Source organism: Bowmanella dokdonensis (genome assembly GCF_017254865.1).
Classification (GTDB): Bacteria; Pseudomonadota; Gammaproteobacteria; order Enterobacterales; family Alteromonadaceae; genus Bowmanella; species Bowmanella dokdonensis.
Window position 1 is genome coordinate 1 of record NZ_JAFKCV010000020.1, and the last position, 24,252, is coordinate 24,252.

Below are 24,252 nucleotides of genomic sequence, written 5' to 3' on the forward strand. Positions count from 1 at the left end.
CGAGAAGAGCGTATGGTTTTAGAAATTTTGAAAACTACCGGATCAGAGTAATGACCCATTGCGGATGGAATGGTGTTATTAATCGTGTACGTTGAGTGCTGATCCCCCGTTTATGGGGTAGAGCCTAATCTGGGGAGAGAAGAAGTTGGTCGGCGTGAGAGGATTTGAACCTCCGACCCCTGACACCCCATGACAGTGCGCTACCAAGCTGCGCTACACGCCGACCGAAGAGGCTGCACAGTTTACTCATTTTGTTTGGCTTTGCAACGCTCTTGTTGCCCTTTGTGAACCGTTTGCCGATTCCTTAGGCAGTTTGTCGCTATTCTGGCGATGACGGGAGCTTTTTTGCAAAGAGGAAGGTACTGAGAACCCTATCAGAAAAGCCAGTCCCAATAGCGCCGAACACACCGAGGCAACCAGGATAGCCAATTTGGCTTCATTCAGGTCGGACGCAGCCATGCCGAGACCGGCAATAAACAAAGCCATGGTAAATCCGATACCACATAACATCCCGCCAGCCATCAACATTGGCCAGCTCAGTTCTGCCGGGCGGACCGCCAGGCCCAGTTTCACCGCAAACCAACTGAACAGGAACACGCCCAGTGGCTTACCGATGATGAAGCTGACTACAATCGCGGGAACCAATGAACCAGAGAAGGTGATGTCTCCCATCGAAACACCGGCGTTAGCAAAAGCAAATAGGGGCATTATCAGGAAGCCCACCCAGGGATGCAGCATGATTTCCAGCCTTTCTACTGGCGAGAGCGCTTCTCTTGCCGCTGCCTCGGCGGTCCGCAGCATCATTCTGGCTTGGGTGTTGCCGCTCCACTTCTGGCCGGGAGGATGGGCAACCACATTGTGCAGAATCTGGTGTAAACGGGCATCGCTGACCCACTTCAGAGTCGGTGTCATCAAGCCCAAAATCACACCCGTTACGGTAGGATGTATACCGGAATGGTCCATGGCCAGCCAAATGCCCGCGCCGAGCAGGAAGTACAACATCAGGTTACGTATACCTAACCAAGCCATCCCCCGCACTGCCAGCAGACCGATACCGGCCAGTGCCAACGCCTGGTAGTTAAGGGCCTCTCCGTAACCGATTGCTACCACCAGAATTGCCCCGATATCGTCGACGATGGCCAACGACAGCAGGAAAACCCGCAGTTGTAACGGGATCCTTGAGCCCAGCAGGGCCAGACAGCCAACCACAAAAGCGGTGTCGGTGGCCATGACCATACCCCAGCCGTGCTGCGCAGAATGTCCCCACATCATTGCCAGATAGATGCCGGCCGGCACCACCATCCCGCCCATTGCGGCACAAACCGAGAGCAACGCCTGGCGTGGTTGACGCAACTCGCCCAGTACCAGTTCTCTTTTAAGTTCCAGCGACACCACAAAAAAGAACAGCGTCATTACCGCATCGTTGATCCAGTCTAGCAAGCTATGACTGATTTCCATCTGGCCGAGACGAAGACCAAACTCCACCTGCCACCATGAGAAATAGTGTTCCGACCAGGGGGAGTTAGCCAGAGACATGGCAAGCAAGGTCGCCACCAATAAGAAGGCTGCAGCCGCCGCTTCGATACGCAAAAAGCGGCCCACTGGTTTGTTAAGCCAGTCAATCAGTTCCTTGGGCATCCGGTCCAACTGCCCGTCATTCCCTGCTTTGGCCCTATGCATTCCTCCCTCCGCCCCGTTAGCCCGACCTTATTTTAGAGGGGGTCCGCCGGCTCTCAAGCGCGGCATAATCGAGGGCATGCTGTAGTTTTTCGTAGCTATGCTCCTTGTACCAGTAAATGACTTTGGTTTCGCTGCGAATGCCATGCTCCTCCATCATTTTTCGCTGTTCTTCACTGACATCGTTCATGAGATACCTCCACCGGCTAAACCGCCTGATCAGATAATAAAAAAGAAATGGCCCCTGACTATGCAGGGGCCTAACGTTCAACCATCTCGTACTATTGCTTCCTTGTCGCGTCCATGCCGAGTAAAACGCTATAGTAACTTCCTTGCCCTATCAAACATCCTTGTCGCTTCCAAATTTCCTGTAGTTCCTACTTCCTTTTAGCCTCTACTTCCTTGTAGCCTCTACCTCCTTGTAGCTTCTACGTTCCCTGTAAATTCAACTTCCTTGTAGCGACTCATCTTCCTTGCAATCTGGACTGCTGTCCTATGAAGATTATTTCTTCTCTTGGCGCTTTTCGGCTTGCTGTGCTTGCTTCTTCTGCTGGTCACTGCCGGGGGCAAGTTTCTGCTGCTGTGAGGGTTTGTTCACGTTTTGATTGGGGTTACTGTCTTTATTGGGAGTTTGCATAGGCACCTCTGGATTCTCGCTGTCGGCCTGATTGCCTAAGCGAAGAGTAATAGCTTAACGCCGCCTGCTCCGCCTATCTGTGCGCTGGCACACACCCCGTAAAAAAGTTGTTATTTATTTTTGCAAAGCTAGTTAGTTTCCCCCTTCCGTATATGCGCTATCGCACAGACCCGCCACCTGGAAGTTGGCAGGATAATCCTGCCAGGAACGCTATTCCCCTGGCAATCCAACAGGAGTGAGATCCATGCAACAAAGCCACTACATACAGAAATCTCCCGTCAGACGCCCTTCCATTGATCAAATGGAACAACTTACCGACCATCGGCAATCCGGTGACCACAGAAGATCGCCGAACAAGAAACGCCCGGTGGTTTTTTGCAAGGATACAGAGGAGGGCAAGCAATGAATGACGTGGCCAATGAAACCAGCAGGACAAAAATCGCTGTCGATAGTTTGCCCGCAATACAACTATTCCGTACGAGCAGCTTATGTGACCAGGACGTCTATAACCACAGGGACGAGAAACTGGGCCAATTGCACGACCTGGTGGTGGAACTGCCAGCAGGTTTAGTATCGTTCGTTATCATGTCGAACGGAGGATTCTGGGGGATCGGAGAAAAGCTGCTTGCCATTCCGTGGAAGGCGCTGACGCTGGACACCCACCGTAAGCGTTTTGTGCTGGATATTTCGTTAGACAGGTTGAAAAGCGCCCCGGATTTTGACAACGGCAATTGGCCTGATCTGAATGACCCGGCCTGGATGTCTGATATTTACGGATATTATGGCGTGGGTCATCCGAGGCCCCAAAAAGCCGTCAGGCACGGACCAGAAAAGGCCCAGCAATAACATTACAAACACGGGCAGTTTGGCCATCGGCGCTGCCCGTTCTTTTCCCGCCCAGCCCACAGTTATAGTGGGCTGTCAGAGGCAAGCATTGATCATAGCTTTTCAGATCCGCCGCATAACAACCGCAACTGATCCCCATCAGGCCTCAATGGGACGAAACTTGTATCTGCCCGCGGCGATACCGGATCATTTTTTGTCCTGTAACTGACGAGCCTCAATAGTGACGGCGCTGCGCCCCACAGCATATCGGCGAGAATCCTGTGGAACAGTCTGAGATAATCCGATTCAGCCCTGTCATGCCCCATCAACAGACAACGGGCCAGTCTCACCCTTACGTCGTGATAGCAGCGGCAGGCTGCGGCTTGGGCCAGTTGCTGGCCGGACTCGAACTCTAAGATTCACTAGCTTAGTAGGGAAAACAATTGCTGTTGGCTTTCCAGCGGCAAGGCTGCCAACAGCTTGTTGTCACTGGGAATGGGTGCCGGATTCTCTTTTGGCATGGGGTTTCCCCTGTTGCTTCCGTCAGCTACAGGCCTCCCCGTCAGATAATCAGAGTTAAAGATGCTCCTTGTTATCAGGATAGGGCCCTACTTTTACTTCAACCAGGGTGGGCTTTGCATAGGCAGTTGGAACCAGTGCTTTAGGCCAATGGGGATTCAAGGCGGCCTGATGTCGCTCTTTACGCGGCAACTGAGTGTAGTGCAAATTGTTGCTGTTCGGACTGATTTCTTCCATCTGACTCTCCGCTAGGACTCAATGCTGTGGCTGTACCTCTTGGTATACCAGCATATTGATTACGGTTATGTACGATAGCGAACAGATGTTCAGATAAACCTAGCACAAACTTAGGGTTTTATAATATTCAGTGCAGGGGCTTCCGCAGCAACCAGTTCATACCACTCTCATTTACGGGATGCGGTGGTGAACAGATAAGCAATTGCCAGGAGTTTCCCAACTGCCTACTCAGAAGAAGGCAATGCCAATGTCCAGCTCGAAAATCAACTTGTTGCTCGTGATGGAAGACACCTTGAGGGCTGGTTCCATCATCGACGCCATACATCAAAAAGTCCCGTCGCTGCATCTTCGCCAGGCAAAGACAACCGCAGAGGCAATAAAACTCCTAACTAAATACGACGTCGAGATGGTCATCATTGAACTCACGTCGGCGTCCGGGCTGGACATTAAACTCAGACTCATTTCACTCCTTCCTGCAACCACCTTGCTGCTGGTATTGGGTGAAAATGTCCTGAGCAACAATCAATGGCTGACTAAGGCCATACGCTATTTCGGCGAGACCAATCAGCCTGACCATCCGATAAGCGCGCGGGGTATTCGCGAACTGGATTATCAGGAGCTGGCCGGCGTGGCACTCGATGCGATGGGGGATGCGGTGCTGATCTGTGACCTTAAGGGTCAGATCATCTACCTTAACCAGCTTGCAGAACTTCTCACGGGCTGGCCAGCCAAGCAGGCCATCGACAAACATTTTACAAGAGTGGTTCTGTTAATCGACAGCCAAACCCGACGTCCTGTCGACTGCTGTACTCAAAGTATCCAAGAGGATGAAAAGTCAGAACACCTTCTACTAAAGCGGGACGGAAGGGAAGTGCCTGTAGAAGACAGGTTATCCTTGATTAGTAATGCTGAAGGACAGATAGTCGGACATGTTATTGTGCTGCATGATGTGAGCCGCACATGGGTCATATCTGAGAAAATGGCATACACCGCTTACCATGACAGTTTAACCGGATTACCCAACCGGCCCCTTATCGAAGAACGACTGCAACAGGCAGTACAGATGGCCATCAGGCACAGGAAAATGGTCGGCATGCTGTTTATCGACCTGGACCAATTCAAACTCGTCAATGACTCATTCGGCCACAGTGTCGGCGATGAGCTTTTACAATCGGTGGCCAGGCGACTGCAGGACTGTGTCAGAACCAGCGACACAGTCTGTCGCTACGGTGGTGATGAATTTGTCATTCTGCTTGCCGAAATTGCCCATAGTCGTGACGCCGAACAGGTCGCTGAGAAAATTATCCAGGCCTTCGCCGCTCCCCACCAGCTCAGCCACCGCCAACTGATCATCAATCTCAGTGTTGGCATCAGCGTTTTCCCGCTCGATGCACAAAACTGTGAAATGCTGTTGAAACACGCTGACCAAGCCATGTATCTGGCCAAAGGGAGTTTGCAGGCTTCCTATCAACTGTTTCAGGAACCGCCGGAATTGGTCAACAAAAGCTAACTATGCGAAGGCAGATCAGCTACGACGTTCGTCCGAACTGATGCGGCTGGCAATCGCGCCGTCCTGATCCTTGTACTTGGCGTCGATTCTTGAGTTGTAGGGCTTTTCGGCGAAATCCGACAGGACCTCGAAGCTCAGGGCGCCAATCTTCATCTTGGGTTTGAGTGCCAGCGGCAACTTACCGCTGTTGAAAAATTCCAGCACGATATTGCCGGACCAGCCCGGGTCGATGCGATGCGCGGTCACATGCACCATCAAACCCAGGCGCGCCAGGGACGAACGGCCATCCAGCCAGCCCACTACATTGGCCGGCAGGGTCACCGATTCCATGGTTACCGCCAGGGCCAGTTCTCCCGGATGCAGGAAAAACGCCTTGCCGTCGGGCAGTTCTATTTCATCGCTCATCACCGATTCCAGGGCCGCCTGCATTTCTTCCTTGGGACCGCTTAAATCAATATAAGGCGCGGCATGGTCCTCAAAGACCCGGAATTTGTTACCCAGGCGAATATCCACGGTGACGCCGCTGATCATAGACTCCTCAGGCATGGGGCTGATTCTGATCTTGCCTTCGTTGAGCCAGGTCTTGATGTCTTTGTCACATAAACGCATTGGGATCTCACTGGGAAAAGGGTTTGCAACACAAACGCACTAACGGGGGGCTATTATTCATGCCCCCGCCGGTCGCTTCAATGTTTAAATCAATCATTTTGCATGCTGATATCAATCGCCTGGGGGGCCTTGAGACTATGCAGATAAAGCTCCAGGGCAAGCTGTCTTGCCGCAGCGCCATACGCCTGGCTCAGAGGACTGTCGGGGCGTTCTGTGATCAGAGCTTTGCCGCTGTCTGTATATTCACGGATATGAATATCCAACGGGATATGACCTAAAAGCGGCACCTGGTTATGGCTGCTGATGTGCTCCCCCCCATCCCGGGCAAACAAATACTCTTTGTGGCCGCATTTTTCGCACTGGTGATAGCTCATGTTTTCCAGTACGCCAAGTACCGGCACATTAACCTTGTTGAACATGGCGATGGCCTTTTGCGCATCGGCCAGGGCAATGTTTTGCGGGGTGGTGACCACCACCGCGCCGGACACAGGGATTTGCTGGGCCAGGGTCAGTTGGATATCCCCTGTGCCAGGGGGCAGGTCGATAAGCAGATAGTCCAGCTCCGGCCACAGGGTTTCGTTAAGCAGTTGCTGTAAAGCCCTGCTGGCCATGGGGCCCCGCCAGATAGCCGCATCGTCTTTTGAGACCAGGTAACCGATGGAATTGGCCACCAGTCCGTGAGCCTCAAGGGGCTGCATATGCTTGTTGTCGCTGGAGGTGGGATGTTCCTGAGAGTTCCCCAGCATAATGGGTATAGAGGGTCCGTAGATGTCTGCATCCAGAATGCCCACCCTGGCCCCTTCAGCCTGCAGGGCCAGGGCCAGATTGACAGTGGAAGTGGACTTGCCCACGCCCCCTTTGCCGGAAGCCACTGCCACCAGATTGCGGATACTGCGGTGGGCCCTTTTTGGCTGGCCGGAAAACGCCACCTTCTGCTGCAGTTCAACCTTGTCCGCCACCTCGGACAGGCGCTTTTCCAGCTCGTCTGACCGGGAGGAACAGGCAAAGGGCAAGGTGATGGTCAGGCCTTTTCTTGAGGTTTCCACCCAGCCTTTTACCTGAGCAGGACAGAGCTGGAAAAATCCGCTGAGCACATTGACAACCTGCTCGGCTGACGCACTGGATTGACTCGATTTGAAGAACAAGGACGACTCCCTTTGGGATGTGATTTGGTGATGCATTAAAGCCTAGATTTGGGTACCATTTGCCTCTTTTCAATTCCAGCCCTCAAACTTCTCACTTAGATAAGGCGGTTATGGCAGATTCGCAACGTAAAATCCTGGTCACCAGTGCCCTTCCCTATGCTAATGGCTCCATTCATCTGGGTCATTTGCTGGAGCATATCCAGACGGATATCTGGACCCGGTTTCAGCGAATGCGCGGCCATCAGTGCTATTCTGTGTGCGCCGATGACGCCCATGGGACGCCGGTCATGCTCAAGGCCCAGGAACTGGGTATTACGCCGGAGCAGATGGTGGAGCAAACCCGCAAGGAGCATCACCAGGATCTGCTCGACTTTTACGTGGAATACGACAACTACTATGTAACCCATTCCCCGGAAAACCGTGAGCTGTCGGAGCTGATCTACAACCGCCTGGATCAGGCTGGTTACATCAGTAAGCGTACCATCAGCCAGCTTTATGATCCGCAAAAGCAGATGTTCCTGCCGGACAGGTTCGTCAAGGGCACCTGTCCAAGCTGCGGCGCAGAAGATCAGAACGGCGACAGCTGCGATGTGTGCAGCGCCACCTACAGTCCCACCGAGCTGAAAAACCCCCGTTCTGTGGTATCAGGCGCCACGCCTGTACTCAAGGACTCCGAGCACTATTTCTTCGACCTGCCCCAGTTCGAGGGCATGCTCAGGGAATGGCTGCGAAGCGGCGCCATTCAGTCCGAGATGGCCAACAAGTTGCAAGAATGGTTCGAAGACGGGCTGCAGCAGTGGGATATCAGCCGTGACGCCCCTTATTTTGGTTTCGAGATACCCAATGCGCCGGGCAAGTTTTTTTATGTCTGGGTGGATGCGCCGGTGGGCTATATGGCCAGCTTTAAGCATTATTGTAACGAACACGGGGTGGACTTCGACACGTTCTGGAAGCCGGACTCCGATGCCGAGCTGTATCATTTTATCGGTAAGGACATCACCTATTTCCATTGCCTGTTCTGGCCGGCCATGCTCGAAGGGGCGGGATTCCGCAAACCCACCGGGGTCAATGTGCACGGTTTTGTGACGGTCAACGGCAGCAAGATGTCCAAGTCCCGCGGTACTTTTATCAAGGGTCGGACCTACCTGAATCACCTGAACCCGGAGTACCTGCGTTACTACTTTGCCAGTAAGCTCTCCGAAGGCGTGACAGATATTGACCTGAACTTTGAGGATTTCGTCAGCAAGGTCAATTCCGATCTGGTCGGCAAGGTGGTAAATATCGCCAGCCGCTGCGCCGGCTTTATCACCAAACGCTTTGACGGCAGGCTGGCCGCCGAACTGCCCGAGCCGGCCCTGGTAGCCGAATTCCAGCAGGCTGGTGAGAGCATCGCCAATGCCTATGAAAAGCGCCAGTACAACCGGGCCATCCGCGAGATTATGGCCCTTGCCGATAAGGCCAACCAGTACATCGACGCCCAGGCACCCTGGGTGACCATCAAGGATGAGACCAAACAGGCCCATACCCAGCAGGTCTGCTCCCTTGGTATAAACCTGTTCCGCATTCTGATGGTGTACTTAAAACCGGTGCTGCCAAAACTGGCGGAACAGGCCGAGCTGTTCCTGAATGACCAACTGAACTGGGCCGGCGCCCAGACCACTTTAACCGACCATGCCATCAATCCGTTTAAAGCATTGATGCAGCGGGTCGATGCCGACAAGGTGACTGCCATGATCGACGCCTCCAAAGAAAACCTGCAGGCCACTGCCGATAAAGTGTCCGCCGACAGCCCGCTGGCCAAGGACCCCATTGGCGAAACCATTAGTTTTGAGGATTTTGCCAAAATCGATCTGCGTATCGCTAAAATAGCCAAAGCCGAGCATGTGGAAGGGGCGGACAAGCTGCTGCGTCTGCAACTGGATTTGGGCGGCGAGACCCGCCAGGTGTTTGCCGGTATCAAATCCGCCTATGCCCCGGAAGATCTGGAAGGCAAGTTGACAGTGATGGTAGCCAACCTGGCGCCGCGCAAGATGCGTTTCGGGCTGTCCGAAGGCATGGTGCTGGCCGCCGGCCCCGGCGGCAAGGATCTATGGATCCTGGAGCCCCATGAGGGCGCCCAGCCGGGTATGAAGGTAAAATAAGCCTAAGCCCGACAGAGTCAAAAAAAGCGCCGATTGGCGCTTTTTTCATGTCACTCGTTACTGGTCACCCGTCCTTCGGTCCTGTTACTACACCTTCCCAGCCAGCTTATCAATAGACTGCATCACCGCTTCGCTGCTTTGTTCCATCTGGCGAAGGGTTTTGAGCAGGTTGTCGTTGATCCCCCCTGCCAGCTCGCTCAGGGCTTTCTTGCCCAGGTCATGCACCTGACGATGCACGGTATCCAGTTGCTTGAACTCGGAAGAGCCGCCAAACTGACCACTGCCTTCACCCTGATACCACTGGCCGAGTTCACAGGCACGATGGTCAGTCAACTGACCGGCCGCCTTGGTGTCGTTCTGCAATACCCCTTCGTAGACCCGGGTTTTGAATATCAGGTGATCCAGTTGCGTGCTGGACAGGAATGTCCTTTGAGCCGAGCTGTTAATCACATCACGCATGGAATGCGACATTTCCAGCACCTGGCTGACCTTGTCCCGCACTTCTCCGGTTTTGTCCAGCAGTCCCCGGGATTGCTGAGAGACCTGGTTGATATTGGATTCAATCTTGCGCGTGCTGTCTTCGATCTTCTCTACCAGGTTATTGATTTCCTGAGTGGACTCGGAAGAGCGCATGGCCAGATTGCGCACCTCTTCGGCCACCACCGCAAAGCCACGGCCGCTTTCGCCGGCGCGAGCCGCCTCGATGGCAGCATTGAGGGCCAGCAGGTTGGTCTGTTCGGCAATGGAGTTGATGGAGACCACGAAATTACTGATGCGGCTGGCCAGTGAGGACAATTCCGTGGCGTGGGCCACCCCTTTTTCGGACAGCTTATCGATTTGGCTTAAGCCCACCACTGTCTCATCAAGCACATCCGATGATCCACTGAAGACCTCGTCGGTATTTTCCAGTCTGCTGCGTTCATGCTGCAGGGTATCCACTGTCTGGTGCAGGGCATTGCGCACCCCGTACAGATGCTGCTGGCCGTTCAGCCAGACATGGCTTAGGTCTTTCAGACCGTTGGCGTCGGCCTGTTGTTCGGCCACAGTAGCGTCGGATTGTCTGAGCTTTTCCTCCAACTGGGCAAGTTGTTGTCGAAGCGCCTGATTCTCGTCCCCCAGGGCTTTAATCTTTTTCTGATCTTCTTCGTTAACCCTGTTGCCAAACAATCCGAACATGTTGCTATACCGCTGTTAATACATTGAGAGGATTGCTATTTATCGACGATTTTGAATCTTACATCAAACATTTTATTTATCCCGTCGCGCATTGACATTAATGCGCTTACCCCTGGTGGAATTCAGATATTAACCTGCTTGCCGATAAAGGCAGGCTTGGGACTCCATTTGGGTCGAATCAGGGACAGGGGCAGTTCACGCTTTTTCGCCACCAGCACATAGACAGAACCAAACCAGCGCCAGTACCGGCAAGCCCAGCGCTGCCAGCGACTGTCTGGATTAAGGTGTCTTTCGAATAATAATTCGGAGTGCAGCAACCCCTGCTCTTCGATAATTTCGAAGCCGAGCAGATTCAACCAGTCCTTGATACGCATGGTCGAAAAACAGCGGGCGTCGTGCAGTAAACTGGCACGCCTAAACGGCAGGTACTTGGCCAGACCGGCCGGACTCAGCGGATTAAAGCCTACCAGCACCAGATGACCGTCCGGCATGATGGCCCGATTCACTTCCCGCAGTATTTGGTGGGGATCCTGGGCAAAGTCCAGCTCAAAGGCCAGCACGAAGGCATCGACGCTGCGCTTTTGCAGGGGCAGCTCCCTGGATCTGGCCAGCACAGATGCGCTTGCAGCAGCGCCACCGGTAACGGCAACCTGATGAGAGATGGGGCAATCGGGCAGATTCAGCTCGGCGCTCAACGCCCCGAGTTTGACCAGGTGATAACCAAACCAGTGGCGGCTGGCCTGCCTCAGACGTTCGGTCAGCAGATCACGAATCTGCTCGCCACAGGGTAGTTCCTGCCAGGATTTTGGATACCTGGGTTTACGGTGGGTAAATGCGGGTCTCATGGAAACCGGGTCAGCCTGTCGTTGTCATGGCAGCATGTTCAGTTAGTATTAGGCTATGGGATAACAAAGATCCTGAATTTGAATACCAAGCATATGATTGAAATAGTTCCGATAAAAGCCTTCAGTGACAATTATATCTGGTGCCTGCGCCGGGACCGGCATGCCTGCCTGGTGGATCCAGGCCAGGCAGAGCCTGCTCTGGACTACCTGCAGCAGGAGAGCCTGACCCTGACTGATATTCTGATTACGCATCATCACCATGACCACACAGGCGGCCTTAAACGACTGACCGGCGTATTTCCCGACGCCCGGGTCGTGGGACCGCACAACCCCGCTGTCGAACCTGTACATCTTCGGGTCGCCCAGGGGGACGCTGTGGGTCTGACGGGTCTTACTGCCAAGTTTGAGGTACTGGAAGTGCCGGGCCATACCCTCGACCATATCGCTTTTTACAGCCTGGAACTGGGTCTTTTCTGCGGCGACACCCTGTTCAGCGCCGGCTGCGGCAGGTTATTCGAGGGAACGCCGGCGCAGATGCTGAACTCGTTGAACAAGCTCAAGGCACTGCCGGACGATACCCCTGTCTATTGTGCTCATGAATATACCCGGGCCAATTTGCAGTTTGCCAGCCAGGTGGAACCCGCTAACGCTGATTTGCAACAATATAGTCACTGGGTCGCCTCCCAGCGTGAACATGACAGGCCCACCCTGCCCTCCAGCCTGGAACTGGAAAAAGCCGTCAATCCGTTTTTACGTACCCATGTCGACACAGTCATACGTCAGGCCGAAACCCACCAGGGACAAGCTCTGGCAGGTGAGGAGCAGGTATTTGCCGCAATCCGGGGCTGGAAAGATCGTTTTTAAGCTATACAATGCCAACAACGCGAGGATCAAAGGGCTCGGGCTGTTAAGGCTCAGGGCAATTTGATTGGAGACCCCCAGACGACGGCCGATAAGATTCCATTGAACTGTTGGATTCGCGTCAGAACAACAAAGAGAAGCCGTACGCCAATGAGAAAACTGCTTTTACTATTATCCTTGTCCGCCCTGCAGGCTTGCGTCAGCACGGCCGACCTGTCCCAGTCCGAAGTCCAGCAGGACAAGGAACTGGAGATTGCAGCCAGGGTACTGGAGTCCTGCGAACAGCCGGACCATGACCTTGAAGCCTGCCAGACGGCCCAGGAAGGCACGATTCCGGTCACCCATCCGGTACAGGAGATCAAGCACCCCATCGAAACCAGCCCCGAGCTGAAGGAACTGCCGGAGGAAGTGCAGGAAGTCACCAACCTGTGGATGCGTATACGCCAGCAGCTCAGCTTCGAAGTGCCTGAAGATAACCGCGTCAAGGCTCAGCAAAACTGGTATCTCAAGCATCCCGAATATATGGACAGGGTCAGCAAGCGCGCCGCCCCCTTTTTGTATCTGATTGTCGAGGAACTGGAAAGCCAGCAGATGCCCATGGAACTGGCGCTGCTGCCCATTGTAGAGAGTGCCTTCGATCCCTTTGCCTACTCTCATGGTCGGGCTGCCGGTATGTGGCAGTTTATTCCCGGTACCGGCAAACGCTTCGGCCTTCGCCAAAGCTGGTGGTATGACGGACGTCGCGATGTGCTGGCCTCCACCCAGTCGGCCATGGCCTATCTCAAGTACCTGCACAAGATGTTCGATGGAGACTGGCTGCATGCCCTGGCCGCTTATAACAGCGGCGAAGGCCGGGTGTTGCGGGCCATCAAGAGCAATAAGCGTAAAGGCAAGCCGACGGACTTCTGGTCCCTGGATCTGCCGCGTGAAACCCGTGCCTACGTGCCCAAGCTCCTTGCCCTGGCCAACATCCTGAAAAATGCCGAACAATGGGACGCCCAGTGGCTCCCCATAGAGAATCGGCAGGTCACCGGCGTGGTGGATGTGGGATCACAAATCGACCTGGCCCTGGCTGCCGAAATGGCCGGCCTGAGTATTGAAGAACTGCATGCGCTCAACCCCGGATATAATCGCTGGGCCACCGACCCCAAAGGCCCCCACACGCTGCTGCTGCCGGTGGATAAAGTCGACAGCTTCATGCTGGCCCTCAACGAACTGGACGATAACAAGCGTCTGAACTGGGTACGTCACCAGGTCAAAAGCGGGGACAGCCTGCTCAAGCTGGCCAAGAAATATCACACCACAGTCGATGTGATTCAGCAGGTCAACGAGCTGAGCGGCAACATGATCCGAACCGGTGACCATCTGCTCGTGCCAGTGGCGCTCCGATCCCTGGATACTTACAGTCTGTCCGCCGAACAGCGGCTGGAAGATCTCCAGTCCAAGCCAAGGGCTTCCTACCAGCTCAACCATACCGTGGGCAACGGCGATACCCTGTGGGACCTGAGCCGCAAGTATGATGTGAACCTGCGCAGCCTGGCCAAATGGAACGGCATGGCACCCACAGACCCCTTGATGCCAGGCAAAAAGCTGGTCATCTGGGTCAACAAAATCTCCAGCAAACAGTCCGACAACGCCGTTATGCGCACTGTCACCTATACTGTGCGCAACGGTGACTCCCTGGCACGTATCGCCGGCCGGTTTAATGTGGGCATCAGCGATATAGAACGCTGGAACCAGTTGAGCCGCAGCAAGTACCTGCAGCCGGGGCAGAAGCTGAAAATCTATGTGGATGTCACAAGGATATAGAGCGATGCTAAGGGTAACCCGGATGAGACAGTTTAGCGTCCGGGTTGTCTGCCCGCTTTTCCCGAAATTCGCTTCGCGCTTTACAGATTACGGACAGCCCTGCCTACTCACTCTTAGCCCCTCTTCCCTCACTATATAATGTTAAATTTCAGCCTGAAAAGACTCAAGGAGAGCCACGAAGGCACCTGGCTGGTCCTGGATTTTCTGATGTTGGGACTGTTAGTCCTGAACCTTGCCCTGATCCTGTTCGACTCATTGTATGCCACCGAACTGTTCCAAAGCAGCCTGAACGATGTCTCCCCGACCCTGCTCAACTGGTACAAGCCCATCCATGCCAATTTTATCCTGATTGACCTGGTGTTCGTGTCGATTTTCCTTATCGAGTTTTGTTTTCGCTGGGTGGTGGCCGTCAGGCGCAAGGAATACCTGCGCTGGTACTTTTATCCATTTATTCACTGGTACGACCTGGTTGGCTGCATTCCCATCGGCGGGGCCAGAATTCTGCGTTTCCTGCGTATTTTCTCCATTCTTTACCGGTTGCAGAAATACCAGATCATCGATTTGAAAGACACGGCGCCTTATCGTTTCTTTGCCTTTTACTACAACGTGCTAATCGAAGAGCTGAGTGACCGTATTGTGGTGAAGGTACTGAGTGACGCCCAGCGGGACCTGCAGCGCGGCTCGCCTCTGTTTGACGAAATTCAGCAGAAGGTGTTGGCGGTGAGGCGCCCTGTTGTGTGCCGCTGGGTTGCGAATTTGCTGGTCCATTCGGGTAAGAGTATTGAAGATCTGCAAACCGGTAATATGCTGCGCGAGCATGTCAAAGCAGGTGTTTCAAGGGCTGTACGCAGCAATGCGCAAATCGCCGGCCTGAAGATGGTACCCATTGTCGGCGGCACCATTGAGAAAACCCTGGAGCGGGCCGTTTCAGATATTGTCATCCAGTCGGTTATCAATCTGTTGTTGGATGTGACGCCGGAAAAAATTGATCATCTGATCAGCCACGGCATTACGGCCAGCAGTCTGGAAGAGCAGACCCTGGATCAGGAAATGCTGGATGTGATTAACGAATGCCTGGAACTGCTCAAAGGCCATGTGTCTCATCAGCAATGGAAAACCAGGCTCTGAATCAGTGATACCAATCGGATTAATCCGATTGGTATGTAGCAGGAGTGTCTGCTTTCTGCCGCTTTTTCAGCGCGTACATTTTCTTATCTGCCACCCGGAACAATTGTTCCGGGCTTCGCCCATGCTCAGGATAGATAGCCGCCCCAATACTGACACTGACGTTCAGACAGTGTTCCTGTAACTCGAAAGGCTGCCGGAAAGCCTCAGTAATCTTTTCCTCAACCCGCTGCACATCGTTTTCATCCCGGATACCGGTCAGCAACAGGGTAAACTCGTCTCCCCCCATACGCGCCACCGTATCAGCGTCCCGGACAATCCTGTCGAGACGTTTAGCCACTTCCAGCAACAACAGGTCACCGGTTTCATGGCCCAGATTATCGTTAATGTCCTTGAAACGGTTCAGGTCCACATAGAGCAGGGCCAGTTTTTGCCGGTTTCGTTGCGCCAGTTTCAGGGCAGTTTCCAGTCTGTCATGGAATAAATTGCGGTTGGGCAGATTTGTCAGGGCGTCATGAGAGGCCATATGGATCAGACGCTGCTCTGTCAGCCGGCGGGTAATGGCCATGGCTAATTGGGTGGCGACAAACTGTAACAACTGCCTGTCCTGTTCTGTAAAGCCGCCAGGTCCGGCCAGTTGTACGATCAGAGCCCCGGCCCCCCAGTCCTGCTCAGGAAAGGGTATCCCAAGCCAATCCCCCGATTGCTCAGGCAGGGACGACGGCAATTGTGCAGCTCTCAGGTTCAGACTCTGACCATTCAGCAATATCCTGCTCAGCGGACTGTTATTTTGCAAGACTCCACTGTGCAATTCAGGGGGTTCAGGACCGATAGAAAACGGACAGGACAGGTTCCGGGTACCCCGGTCATACTGCACCACTGCCAGACTTGAAAGGGGCAACAGGCCAAGAAGAAGCTGATGTATTTTTTCACCCCGGACGGCCAGGTTGTCTGCCCCATAGGCGGTTTGGGTAACCTGGTAGAGGACTTCACGTGTACGCTCGGCACGCTTTAGTGACGAAACATCTCTTGCCACCGCCACCCGCACTCCCTGAGAGTCAAACCAGCGGGCGGACCACATGATATCCACCACAGTGCCATCCTTACGAATATAGCGGTTCTCAAAATGAGGCTTGGGACTGCCCTGCATGATCTCCCGGGCAGCCTGCAGGGTCCGGGCCCTGTCGTCCGGATGCACCAGTTCAATCATCCTGCGGCCGAAGAGCTCATGAGCCTGGTAACCGAAGATACGCTCGCAGGCCGCGCTGAGGTAGAGAAAATGCCCCTCGGCGTCCACCACGCATATGGCATCGAGCAACTGATCGGTGATTTCAGGCAGCAGACTGCTGAAAGCTTGTTTCACGGTAAATACCAACTTGCCTGGCTCTGATACATCTCAAAGCCAAGCATGTCGTATTTCTGACGGCTTTAACAGCCAAAAGGCAAAGAATTCGGCTTAGCGGAACAACACTTTTTCCTGATTGAACCAATACACACAAAAGGCGATGAGTGCACCGGCTATCACGGCTGTGGAACCGAAGATGGCAATGAGGGAATAATAATCCATGGTGCCCTTGATCAGCTCCTTAATCGCCAGGGCGACGTTGGTGATGGGCACCCAGGCCCAGCCGCTGTCGAGATCCACCCCCGGCAGGGTGGCCAGTACTATAGGCAGAATCACCACAAACATGACCCCACCCATATAGCTCTGTGCTTCCTTGAAGCTTCTGGCGTAGATGGACAGGCTGAGCAACATGGAGGCAAATATGGCCACAATGGGGATGAGCATCAGGAACATCAGCACAAAGTCGATAAGGCCGATGGCACCCATAAACTCGGCGACAAATTCGATGGCCATGCCCTGGCTGAGCACAATGCCCCAGCCGGCCATACTGGTGACTGTAATCAATGCCGAGGTGACACCAGCCAGGGCGATAGTCATGAACTTGCCCAGCACCAGTTTGTGGCGTTCAATGGGGGAGATGAGCAGGGTTTCCAGGGTGCCCCGTTCTTTTTCACCGGCGCCCAGGTCAGTGGCCGGATACATGGCCCCCTGCAGGCAAAGGATAAAGACCAGATAAGGCACCAGACCGCCTATTTTCTCACCCCAGTTCTCGCGCTTGTCAGACACATCCTGTTTTTCCAGCACTATGGGTTCAAGCAGTGCCTGTTGCTGGTTTTCATCCAGCGCCAGATGGGCAAAGGCATCGGCTCGTTTTTGCTGGATTTCCCGTTCCACCAGCTCACTGACCCGTTGATGGACCATGTTCAGACCGGCGTCGTTTAACAGCAGTACCAATCTGGCCTGGCCACCCTCGAGGGGCGGAATGGCAAAGTTATCCGGAATGGTGAGAATAAAATCCAGCGTTTCACTGCGGATCAAGGCCGCATGATCGGCGCCAGCCTCAAGCTCCACACGGGAAAACCTGTCACTGTCTGCCATGGCCTGACTCAGCGCCGGTGCATGCTCGGCACCTATCAACGCATAATTGAGCACTTTGCTTTCGGCTTCTTCCACCGCCTTGCTGGTAAAAAAGCCGATCACGCCGAATATAAGCGGGAACAGCAATATCGGCATCGCGATCATGAAGAATAATGTTTTGCGATCACGCAGCAGCTCCATCAGTTCCTTACGAAATACCAGCCACATGCTTATTCTCCCGGTTGCAAAGTGGATAGGAAGGATTGATGCAACGACCCCACCGACAGGGCCTTGAAGGCGCCGAGGCTGCCGTCGAAACGAGTGCGGCCCTGATCGATCACCGTTACCCGATCACAGAGTTCGTCCACCTCATCCAGATGATGGGTGGAAAAGATGACAGGAATCCCCTGTTGTTTAAGCCGGCGGATAAAATCCAGCACCGTCTGGGTGGCCATGATATCCAGGCCGGTGGTGGGTTCATCCAGGATGACCGCTTCGGGTTGATGGATAACGGCCCGGGCGATGGCGGTTTTCTGTTTCATGCCGGTGGAAAAAGTTTCGCAGCGCCGATCCAAAAAGCTGTGCATGTCCAGAAGGGCAGCCAGCTCGTCAATCCTGTCGGTGATCTGCTGATCCGGCACCCCATGCAGACGACCGAAGTAAGAAATATTCTCGCGCCCGGTCAGTCTGCCGTACAAGCCGGTCGCGCCAGACAAGAAGCCTAATTTTTTGCGCGCCACCAGGGGCTGGGCCAATACGTCCACGCCCTTGATTTCCACCGTTCCGGCTGAGGGTTTCAGGGCAGTGGACAGCATGCGCAAGGTGGTCGTTTTGCCGGCCCCGTTGGGTCCCAGCAAGCCTAAGACCTGGCCTGCCTCACAGGCAAAACTGACATCTTCCACCGAATGGAAATAACGGCCCTTTAGCCGGGGATCTTTTTTTTCCTGCTCGCTGAGCTTCTTGGGATTTTCCACAGCAAATTTCTTCGCCAACCCTTTTATTTCTATCATGAATACCAAACTCCTCTGTTCCCTGTCCGATGTATCGGTATCTTTCCTGGCGAACATAGTCTGCAAGCTTCTGTTTTTATAACAAGTTTTTTTGCGAAAAATTTGCCACAATAGCCACCATTATTTGGTCAAGGAAATGCATTGATGCAAGAGGTGAATAATCCCTTCGCGGCCTGCCGGGACGTGCTATTCAGGCCCAATCCTGTATTTGCCAAACTGGCACGGGTCAACAACTGGTCCTGGGTGCCTTTTTTGCTGCTGGTGTGTTTCAGCGCTATGCCCGCTTACCTGTACTTTAATTCGGTGGACATGGACTGGTACCAAAACCTTATCATCAACCAGCAGTTTGCCGATGTGAGCCCGGCCGAGCAGGACGCCGCCCGGCGCAGCATGACTGCCAGCAACCTGGTCAGTCTGACCATCCTTATGTCCAGCATCGGTCTGGTGGTGATCAACGCCATTCTGGCGGTGTACCTGAACCTGATGACCAAAGTGGATGAGCATAACGTACAGGGTTTTACCGACTGGTACGGCATGACCTGGTGGGTATCATTGCCCAATGCGCTGGGCGCCGTGTTGAGTATATTGGTTATATTGATCGCCCAGGACGGACAGCTCTCGCCGGAGAGTCTGAATGTCACCTCTGTGGCCTTCTGGCTGTCTGTGCCCATGAGTTCGGAGTGGTTTACCCTGACACAGAGCATTCGCCTGGAAAGCTTCTGGACCATTTACCTGATTGCCGTAGGCATCAGTCAGTGGACACAGATCCCTTCCAACAAGGTCTGGACCATAGCGATAGCGCCCTATGCGGTAATCTGGACGGCCTGGATATTGATTCTGTTATTCTGATGAATGCATAGCGGGTGCGACTAAAGACGCAGAGCCCGCTAAGCCATCCCTGGGCATCGCCGGCTACTTTTTCAGGGGCTGATCATTGTAACCTGTTACCTGTTACCTGTTACCTGCAGGCATCGCCGGCTATCTGTTCCCGACCAAGCCGGCATACCGCCCATCCCTGGGCATAAAATACCCGGTGTTGTTGTAAAAGGCTGGATCCTGATTCTCCGGCCACCAGAGCGGCACCCCCAAAAGCGGCAGTGGAAATAACTGCCCACGGGTGGCCAGGCAATCCTGGTTTTCCAGTTTGTCTGCCAGCGACTCGTCGAGTTCTGTCAGTTGCCGGGTCAGATCGGCGGCAAAGAAATTGTCCTTCACCTTAATACCCAGCCACTTGCCGGTCAGGCCGATATAGGGATTAAGTAGCATCTCGTAATTGGCATGGCCAAACACAAACGCCTTCACCCTGCTACCCCAGGCCGTCCTATGATTCACAAATGCCTGCTGCCACTCATGTCGTGCAAGCGCGTCGGGAACGGCCGGGTCTGCGTAGGCCAATACCACACCGCATTCATCGAAATGGGTAATACGGTCACGCCTGGGCGTTCGCTGCCTGACGCCAAATTCAGCGATATCGCAAAGGTGCAGGCGATTCAGCGCCGCCTTGCTCAGAGGAAACTGACGCCAAACCAGTGCATTGAACAAGTCGTGCCAGTTACGCTGTCGGGTGGGCACCTGGGAGGTAGCGCCGATAAACTCCTCGTAACTGTACTGCCCCATATCCAGAGCATCCTGGGCAATAAAATCTACCGGCAAAGATTCATCGGCATTGAGCCAGATGCTGTCTGGCCAGTCGCTCAGGCTGGACAAGGAAAATAATCTGTCCAACTGGGCAAAGGGTTCACGCTCGAAACAGCCGGTTTGCCAGTGATCGGGCAACGTATCGGCAAAGCGTCGGGGTGAAGGTGAGACCGGAGGCGATAAATGAGAGGGTGACTGGCTGGTCATGATCCTGGGATTTTTCTACAATGAATCGGCATTTTATACTCAAGAAGAGCAAAATAATGAAAAAATCCCTTTGGGCGCTCAGTCTCGTCCCCCTGGTTATGACATTGGGTTGCAGTGAACCCTATAAGCAACAAGACCTCCCTGAAAAGAATAATTTTGATGAGGCCTACGCCAGCATCAGCACGGATTTGCTCAGTGAGCATACCCGTATCCTGTCCTCCGATGAGTTCGAAGGTCGCCTGCCTACCACAGTGGGAGAGACCAAAACCGTTGACTATCTGGTTTCCGAATTTAAAAAGCTGGGGTTGCAGCCAGGCAACGGTGACAGTTACCTGCAACCGGTCAACCTGCTGGAAATTACCGCCGACCCCAACGTGACTCTCAAATTGGGTAGCCAGGAACTCAATTACAAAGAGAATATGGTGGTTGCTACCAAACGCGAGCAGACCTCTGTCTCGCTGGAGAATTCCGAACTGGTGTTTGTCGGTTACGGCGTCAATGCCCCCGAATACGAATGGAATGACTACGAAGGTCTGGATGTGACAGGTAAGACGGTAGTGATCCTTGTCAATGATCCCGGCTTTGAGAACCCTGACAGCGGCAAATTCCAGGGCAAGACCATGACCTACTATGGCCGCTGGACCTACAAATATGAAGAAGCCAGCCGCCAGGGTGCCGCCGGCGCCCTGATTGTGCATGAAACGGCTCCGGCTTCCTACGGCTGGTCAGTGGTGGCCAATAGCTGGAGCGGACCCCAGTACAGTCTGGCCAGTGAGGATGGCAATGCCGGCAGAGTCGCCGTGGAAGGTTGGATCAGCCTGGAGGCGGCTGAGCAATTGTTCAAGGAGGCAGGTCAGGACTTCTATGCCATGAAAGCCAAGGCCCAACAGGGACCATTCCACCAGGCACTGGGCGGACTGACAGCCTCGGTAACGGTCAACAGTGAACTGGAGCATTCCGAGAGTAACAATGTCATCGCCACCTTGCCGGGCAGCAAAGTCCCTGAGGAACATATTATCTATACGGCCCATTGGGACCACCTGGGCAAGGATGAGAATCTGGAAGGGGATCAGATCTACAATGGCGCCCACGACAACGCCACCGGCACCGCATCATTGCTGGCTGTGGCTAAAGCCTTTAGCGAGCTGAACCAGGCGCCGGCTCGCTCCGTTACCTTCCTGGCGGTCACCGCCGAGGAACAAGGCCTACTGGGCTCAGCCTATTATGCCGAACATCCGGTTATCCCACTGGACAAAACCGTTGCCAACCTGAATATGGATGCCATGAATGTTCTGGGTCGCACCAAAGATGTTGCCGTGGTGGGCAAAGGCAAGTCTGAACTGGAGAACTATCTGGAAAAAGCCGCCACCCGCCAGGGCCGCACCCTGACCCAGGAAGACAGACCCGAAGCGGGCTCGTACTACCGCTCTGATCACTTCAGCCTGGCCAAGCAGGGCGTTCCGGCTCTGTATGCCAAAGGGGGAACAGAACCCTGGGATGAGCAAACGGCCGAATATCGCAAGAAGACTCAGGTGATTACCCGCGGGTGCTACCATCAGGTCTGTGACCAATTCCGTGAAAGCTGGGATTTTAGCGGCGTCCAGCAGGACAGCCAAATGCTCTTCGAAGTGGGTTATGATATCGCCACCAGCGATGACTGGCCCAAGTGGAACCCCAGCAGCGAGTTCCAGCGTAAATAAGTAACAAGTAACGGATGACGAGAACAAGCAGCGCAAGTAACAAGTGACGGGTGACCAGTAACAAGGCTGTCACCCGGTCTTTCCGTTCTCGTCACTCGTCACTCGTCACTCGTCACTCGTCACTCGTCACTCGTCACTCGTCACTCAAAACCATATTCCTACTTTCGTCATTTAATTACACAATCGTCTTGCATTTTTTCCCCAGGCTGGCAGAGTCGGGGTTCGAAAGGTTTATTTCCTGAAAAGGGCCCTTTCGGGAAGGATTTTTTATTAAAGCGCTGTTTTTTAAAGTTTTACTAACAAATCCACCATCAGGCTGGCTCCTTGTGTCCACCGGCACAGGCCAGTCACTCTGCCAGACACGGGCGCCGGATGCCCGTGATTTTGCTTGTTTAACCAGGAGAGACCTTTTTTTATGTGCGGTATATTCGGTATTCTGGACATCAAGTCTGATGTCACCGAGCTACGCTCCAAGTCTCTGGAGCTGTCCAAGTTATTGCGCCATCGCGGCCCCGACTGGTCTGGGATCTGGAATAATAATAATGCCATCCTGTGCCATGAACGTCTGGCTATCGTCGATTTGGATAATGGCGCCCAACCGCTCATCAGTACCAATAATCAGCAAATCCTGGCCGTAAACGGCGAAATCTACAATCACAAGCAGTTGGAAGCTGGCCTGGAAACACCCTACGCCTTTAAAACGAAATCCGACTGCGAGGTCATTCTGCCTTTGTACCTGCAAAAGGGGGTGGATTTTATCGATGACCTCCAGGGCATGTTTGCCTTTATTCTGTATGACGAAGCCCAGGACGCCTACCTGATCGCCCGCGACCATATGGGTATTATCCCCCTGTATACGGGCTTCGATGAGCATGGCAACTTCTACGTGTCTTCCGAGCTTAAGGCCCTGTCTCCCGTCTGCAAGACCATTAAGGAATTTCCTCCAGGGCATTACCTGTGGAGCAAAACCGGCGAGCTGAAAAAATACTACCAGCGCGACTGGATGAGTTATGACAACGTCAAAGACAATGAAACCAGTCTGGAAGACCTGAAAAATGCCTTCGAGAAGGCCGTCAAAAGCCACCTGATGTCCGATGTGCCTTACGCGGTGCTGCTATCAGGTGGACTGGACTCTTCGCTGGTTTCTGCCATCGCAGCCAAATACGCGGCCAAACGGGTGGAAGACGAAGACAGAACTGCCGCTTGGTGGCCACGCCTGCATTCCTTTGCCGTTGGCCTGGAAGGGGCTCCCGATCTGATTGCTGCCCGCAAAGTAGCCGACATGATAGGCACAGTGCATCACGAAGTGCATTTCACGATTCAGGAAGGGCTTGATGCCATCAAGGATGTGATTTACCACCTGGAAACCTATGATGTGACGACCATTCGCGCTGCCACGCCCATGAGCCTGATGTCGCGCAAGATCAAAGCCATGGGCATCAAGATGGTGCTGTCCGGCGAAGGCTCGGACGAAATTTTCGGCGGCTACCTGTATTTCCACAAGGCTCCCAACGCCAAGGAGTTCCATGAGGAAACGGTACGTAAGCTTCAGCGTCTGCATATGTTTGACTGCCTGCGCGCCAACAAGTCCACTTCAGCCTGGGGCGTGGAAGCCCGGGTGCCCTTCCTGGACAAGGAATTTATGGATGTGGCCATGCGCCTCAATCCCAAAGACAAGATGTGTGGCAACGGCAAGATGGAAAAGCATGTGCTGCGTGCGGCCTTTGATAACGGCGAATACCTGCCCGCCGAAGTACTGTGGCGACAGAAGGAACAGTTCAGCGACGGGGTGGGCTACTCCTGGATCGATTCGGTCAAGGACTATGCCGCCGGCCATGTGAGCGATCAGCAGATGAAGACAGCTCAGTTCCGCTTTCCGGTGAATACCCCGGACACCAAGGAAGGCTACCTGTTCCGGACCATTTTTGAGAGTTTCTTCCCCCAGGAAAGTGCCGCCAGATGCGTCCCCAGTGGTAAATCCATTGCCTGCAGCACAGTGGAGGCCCTGGCCTGGGATGAGAACTTCAGCAAACAGGCCGACCCATCAGGACGAGCCATGCGCGGCGTACACAGCGACGCCTTGAAGGACTGAGAAGACATGCCCATCAAGCCCACGTCAGTGGGCTTTTTTCTGTCAAATTAACTCCTTCCGTTTGGAA

21 protein-coding genes and 1 tRNA gene are annotated in these 24,252 nt (G+C 53.9%); 9 read left to right on the plus strand and 13 right to left on the minus strand.

From position 1 onward, the window contains the following. Positions 1 to 146: 146 nt before the first annotated feature. The 4 genes from J0A66_RS20085 to J0A66_RS23625 all read right to left on the minus strand — a co-directional run bounded on the left by J0A66_RS20085 (position 147) and on the right by J0A66_RS23625 (position 2,314). Positions 147 to 223, minus strand: a tRNA-Pro gene (locus tag J0A66_RS20085). 23 nt (positions 224 to 246) lie between these two features. Continuing rightward, on the minus strand, positions 247 to 1,680 hold the full coding sequence (gene nhaA / locus J0A66_RS20090) for a Na+/H+ antiporter NhaA (RefSeq protein ID WP_206575654.1): 1,434 nt from the start codon (positions 1,678 to 1,680) through the stop codon (positions 247 to 249). Between the two features lie 16 nt (positions 1,681 to 1,696). Next, positions 1,697 to 1,867, minus strand: coding sequence for a hypothetical protein (locus tag J0A66_RS20095; protein ID WP_206575655.1), 171 nt, complete (start codon positions 1,865 to 1,867; stop codon positions 1,697 to 1,699). A gap of 312 nt (positions 1,868 to 2,179) precedes the next feature. Then, on the minus strand, positions 2,180 to 2,314 hold the full coding sequence (locus J0A66_RS23625; protein ID WP_277603604.1) for a hypothetical protein: 135 nt from the start codon (positions 2,312 to 2,314) through the stop codon (positions 2,180 to 2,182). Positions 2,315 to 2,716: 402 nt separating this feature from the next. On the opposite strand from J0A66_RS23625, the gene J0A66_RS20100 reads away from it, so the two are divergent. Further along, complete coding sequence (locus tag J0A66_RS20100) at positions 2,717 to 3,160, plus strand: PRC-barrel domain-containing protein (protein WP_206575656.1); 444 nt, start codon at positions 2,717 to 2,719, stop codon at positions 3,158 to 3,160. 555 nt (positions 3,161 to 3,715) lie between these two features. Here J0A66_RS20100 and J0A66_RS20105 read toward each other — a convergent pair. After that, on the minus strand, positions 3,716 to 3,895 hold the full coding sequence (locus tag J0A66_RS20105; protein ID WP_206575657.1) for a hypothetical protein: 180 nt from the start codon (positions 3,893 to 3,895) through the stop codon (positions 3,716 to 3,718). Positions 3,896 to 4,142: 247 nt separating this feature from the next. Between J0A66_RS20105 and J0A66_RS20110 the strand changes: the two genes are divergently transcribed. After that, entirely contained in the window at positions 4,143 to 5,405 is a 1,263-nt protein-coding gene (locus J0A66_RS20110) for a diguanylate cyclase domain-containing protein (protein ID WP_206575658.1), read from the plus strand. A gap of 15 nt (positions 5,406 to 5,420) precedes the next feature. Here J0A66_RS20110 and dcd read toward each other — a convergent pair whose 3' ends face one another. Both dcd and apbC read right to left on the minus strand, forming a co-directional pair. Further along, the gene (gene dcd / locus J0A66_RS20115) at positions 5,421 to 6,014 is read right to left on the minus strand and encodes a dCTP deaminase (RefSeq protein ID WP_206575659.1); all 594 of its coding nucleotides are present in this window, start codon (positions 6,012 to 6,014) and stop codon (positions 5,421 to 5,423) included. An 89-nt stretch (positions 6,015 to 6,103) separates the two neighbouring features. Further along, positions 6,104 to 7,159, minus strand: coding sequence for an iron-sulfur cluster carrier protein ApbC (apbC, locus tag J0A66_RS20120; protein WP_241264344.1), 1,056 nt, complete (start codon positions 7,157 to 7,159; stop codon positions 6,104 to 6,106). 110 nt (positions 7,160 to 7,269) lie between these two features. On the opposite strand from apbC, the gene metG reads away from it, so the two are divergent. Then, complete coding sequence (metG, locus tag J0A66_RS20125; protein ID WP_206575661.1) at positions 7,270 to 9,300, plus strand: methionine--tRNA ligase; 2,031 nt, start codon at positions 7,270 to 7,272, stop codon at positions 9,298 to 9,300. A gap of 87 nt (positions 9,301 to 9,387) precedes the next feature. Here metG and J0A66_RS23630 read toward each other — a convergent pair whose 3' ends face one another. After that, positions 9,388 to 10,476, minus strand: a complete 1,089-nt coding sequence (locus tag J0A66_RS23630) for a methyl-accepting chemotaxis protein (protein WP_206575662.1) — start codon at positions 10,474 to 10,476, stop codon at positions 9,388 to 9,390. 122 nt (positions 10,477 to 10,598) lie between these two features. Continuing rightward, complete coding sequence (locus tag J0A66_RS20135) at positions 10,599 to 11,321, minus strand: class I SAM-dependent methyltransferase (protein ID WP_206575663.1); 723 nt, start codon at positions 11,319 to 11,321, stop codon at positions 10,599 to 10,601. 93 nt (positions 11,322 to 11,414) lie between these two features. Here J0A66_RS20135 and gloB point away from each other — a divergent pair, with 93 nt between their 5' ends. The 3 genes from gloB to J0A66_RS20150 all read left to right on the plus strand — a co-directional run bounded on the left by gloB (position 11,415) and on the right by J0A66_RS20150 (position 15,119). Then, positions 11,415 to 12,185: a hydroxyacylglutathione hydrolase gene (gloB, locus tag J0A66_RS20140; RefSeq protein ID WP_206575664.1), complete on the plus strand. Its 771-nt coding sequence runs from the start codon at positions 11,415 to 11,417 to the stop codon at positions 12,183 to 12,185. A 147-nt stretch (positions 12,186 to 12,332) separates the two neighbouring features. Beyond that, on the plus strand, positions 12,333 to 13,991 hold the full coding sequence (locus J0A66_RS20145) for a lytic transglycosylase (protein WP_206575665.1): 1,659 nt from the start codon (positions 12,333 to 12,335) through the stop codon (positions 13,989 to 13,991). A gap of 138 nt (positions 13,992 to 14,129) precedes the next feature. Continuing rightward, complete coding sequence (locus J0A66_RS20150; RefSeq protein WP_206575666.1) at positions 14,130 to 15,119, plus strand: ion transporter; 990 nt, start codon at positions 14,130 to 14,132, stop codon at positions 15,117 to 15,119. A 19-nt stretch (positions 15,120 to 15,138) separates the two neighbouring features. On the opposite strand, the gene J0A66_RS20155 is transcribed toward J0A66_RS20150, so the two are convergent. The 3 genes from J0A66_RS20155 to J0A66_RS20165 all read right to left on the minus strand — a co-directional run bounded on the left by J0A66_RS20155 (position 15,139) and on the right by J0A66_RS20165 (position 18,548). Further along, positions 15,139 to 16,479: a diguanylate cyclase domain-containing protein gene (locus J0A66_RS20155; protein WP_206575667.1), complete on the minus strand. Its 1,341-nt coding sequence runs from the start codon at positions 16,477 to 16,479 to the stop codon at positions 15,139 to 15,141. Positions 16,480 to 16,572: 93 nt separating this feature from the next. Next, a complete protein-coding gene (locus J0A66_RS20160) occupies positions 16,573 to 17,766 on the minus strand; it encodes an ABC transporter permease (RefSeq protein WP_206575668.1) in 1,194 nt (397 codons plus the stop codon). Positions 17,767 to 17,768: 2 nt separating this feature from the next. Next, positions 17,769 to 18,548 carry an ABC transporter ATP-binding protein gene (locus tag J0A66_RS20165; RefSeq protein ID WP_206575669.1) on the minus strand — a complete coding sequence of 260 codons (780 nt, stop codon included), beginning with the start codon at positions 18,546 to 18,548 and terminating at the stop codon, positions 17,769 to 17,771. Positions 18,549 to 18,692: 144 nt separating this feature from the next. Between J0A66_RS20165 and J0A66_RS20170 the strand changes: the two genes are divergently transcribed. After that, positions 18,693 to 19,397 (plus strand): YIP1 family protein, encoded by a 705-nt coding sequence (locus tag J0A66_RS20170; RefSeq protein WP_206575670.1) that lies wholly within the window; start codon positions 18,693 to 18,695, stop codon positions 19,395 to 19,397. Between the two features lie 129 nt (positions 19,398 to 19,526). On the opposite strand, the gene J0A66_RS20175 is transcribed toward J0A66_RS20170, so the two are convergent. Then, positions 19,527 to 20,393, minus strand: a complete 867-nt coding sequence (locus J0A66_RS20175) for a DUF3025 domain-containing protein (protein ID WP_206575671.1) — start codon at positions 20,391 to 20,393, stop codon at positions 19,527 to 19,529. A 98-nt stretch (positions 20,394 to 20,491) separates the two neighbouring features. Between J0A66_RS20175 and J0A66_RS20180 the strand changes: the two genes are divergently transcribed. Together J0A66_RS20180 and asnB are read left to right on the plus strand one after the other, a co-directional pair. Beyond that, on the plus strand, positions 20,492 to 22,093 hold the full coding sequence (locus J0A66_RS20180) for a M28 family metallopeptidase (protein ID WP_241264347.1): 1,602 nt from the start codon (positions 20,492 to 20,494) through the stop codon (positions 22,091 to 22,093). A 415-nt stretch (positions 22,094 to 22,508) separates the two neighbouring features. Continuing rightward, entirely contained in the window at positions 22,509 to 24,185 is a 1,677-nt protein-coding gene (gene asnB / locus J0A66_RS20185) for an asparagine synthase B (protein ID WP_206575673.1), read from the plus strand. Positions 24,186 to 24,252 lie beyond the last annotated feature (67 nt).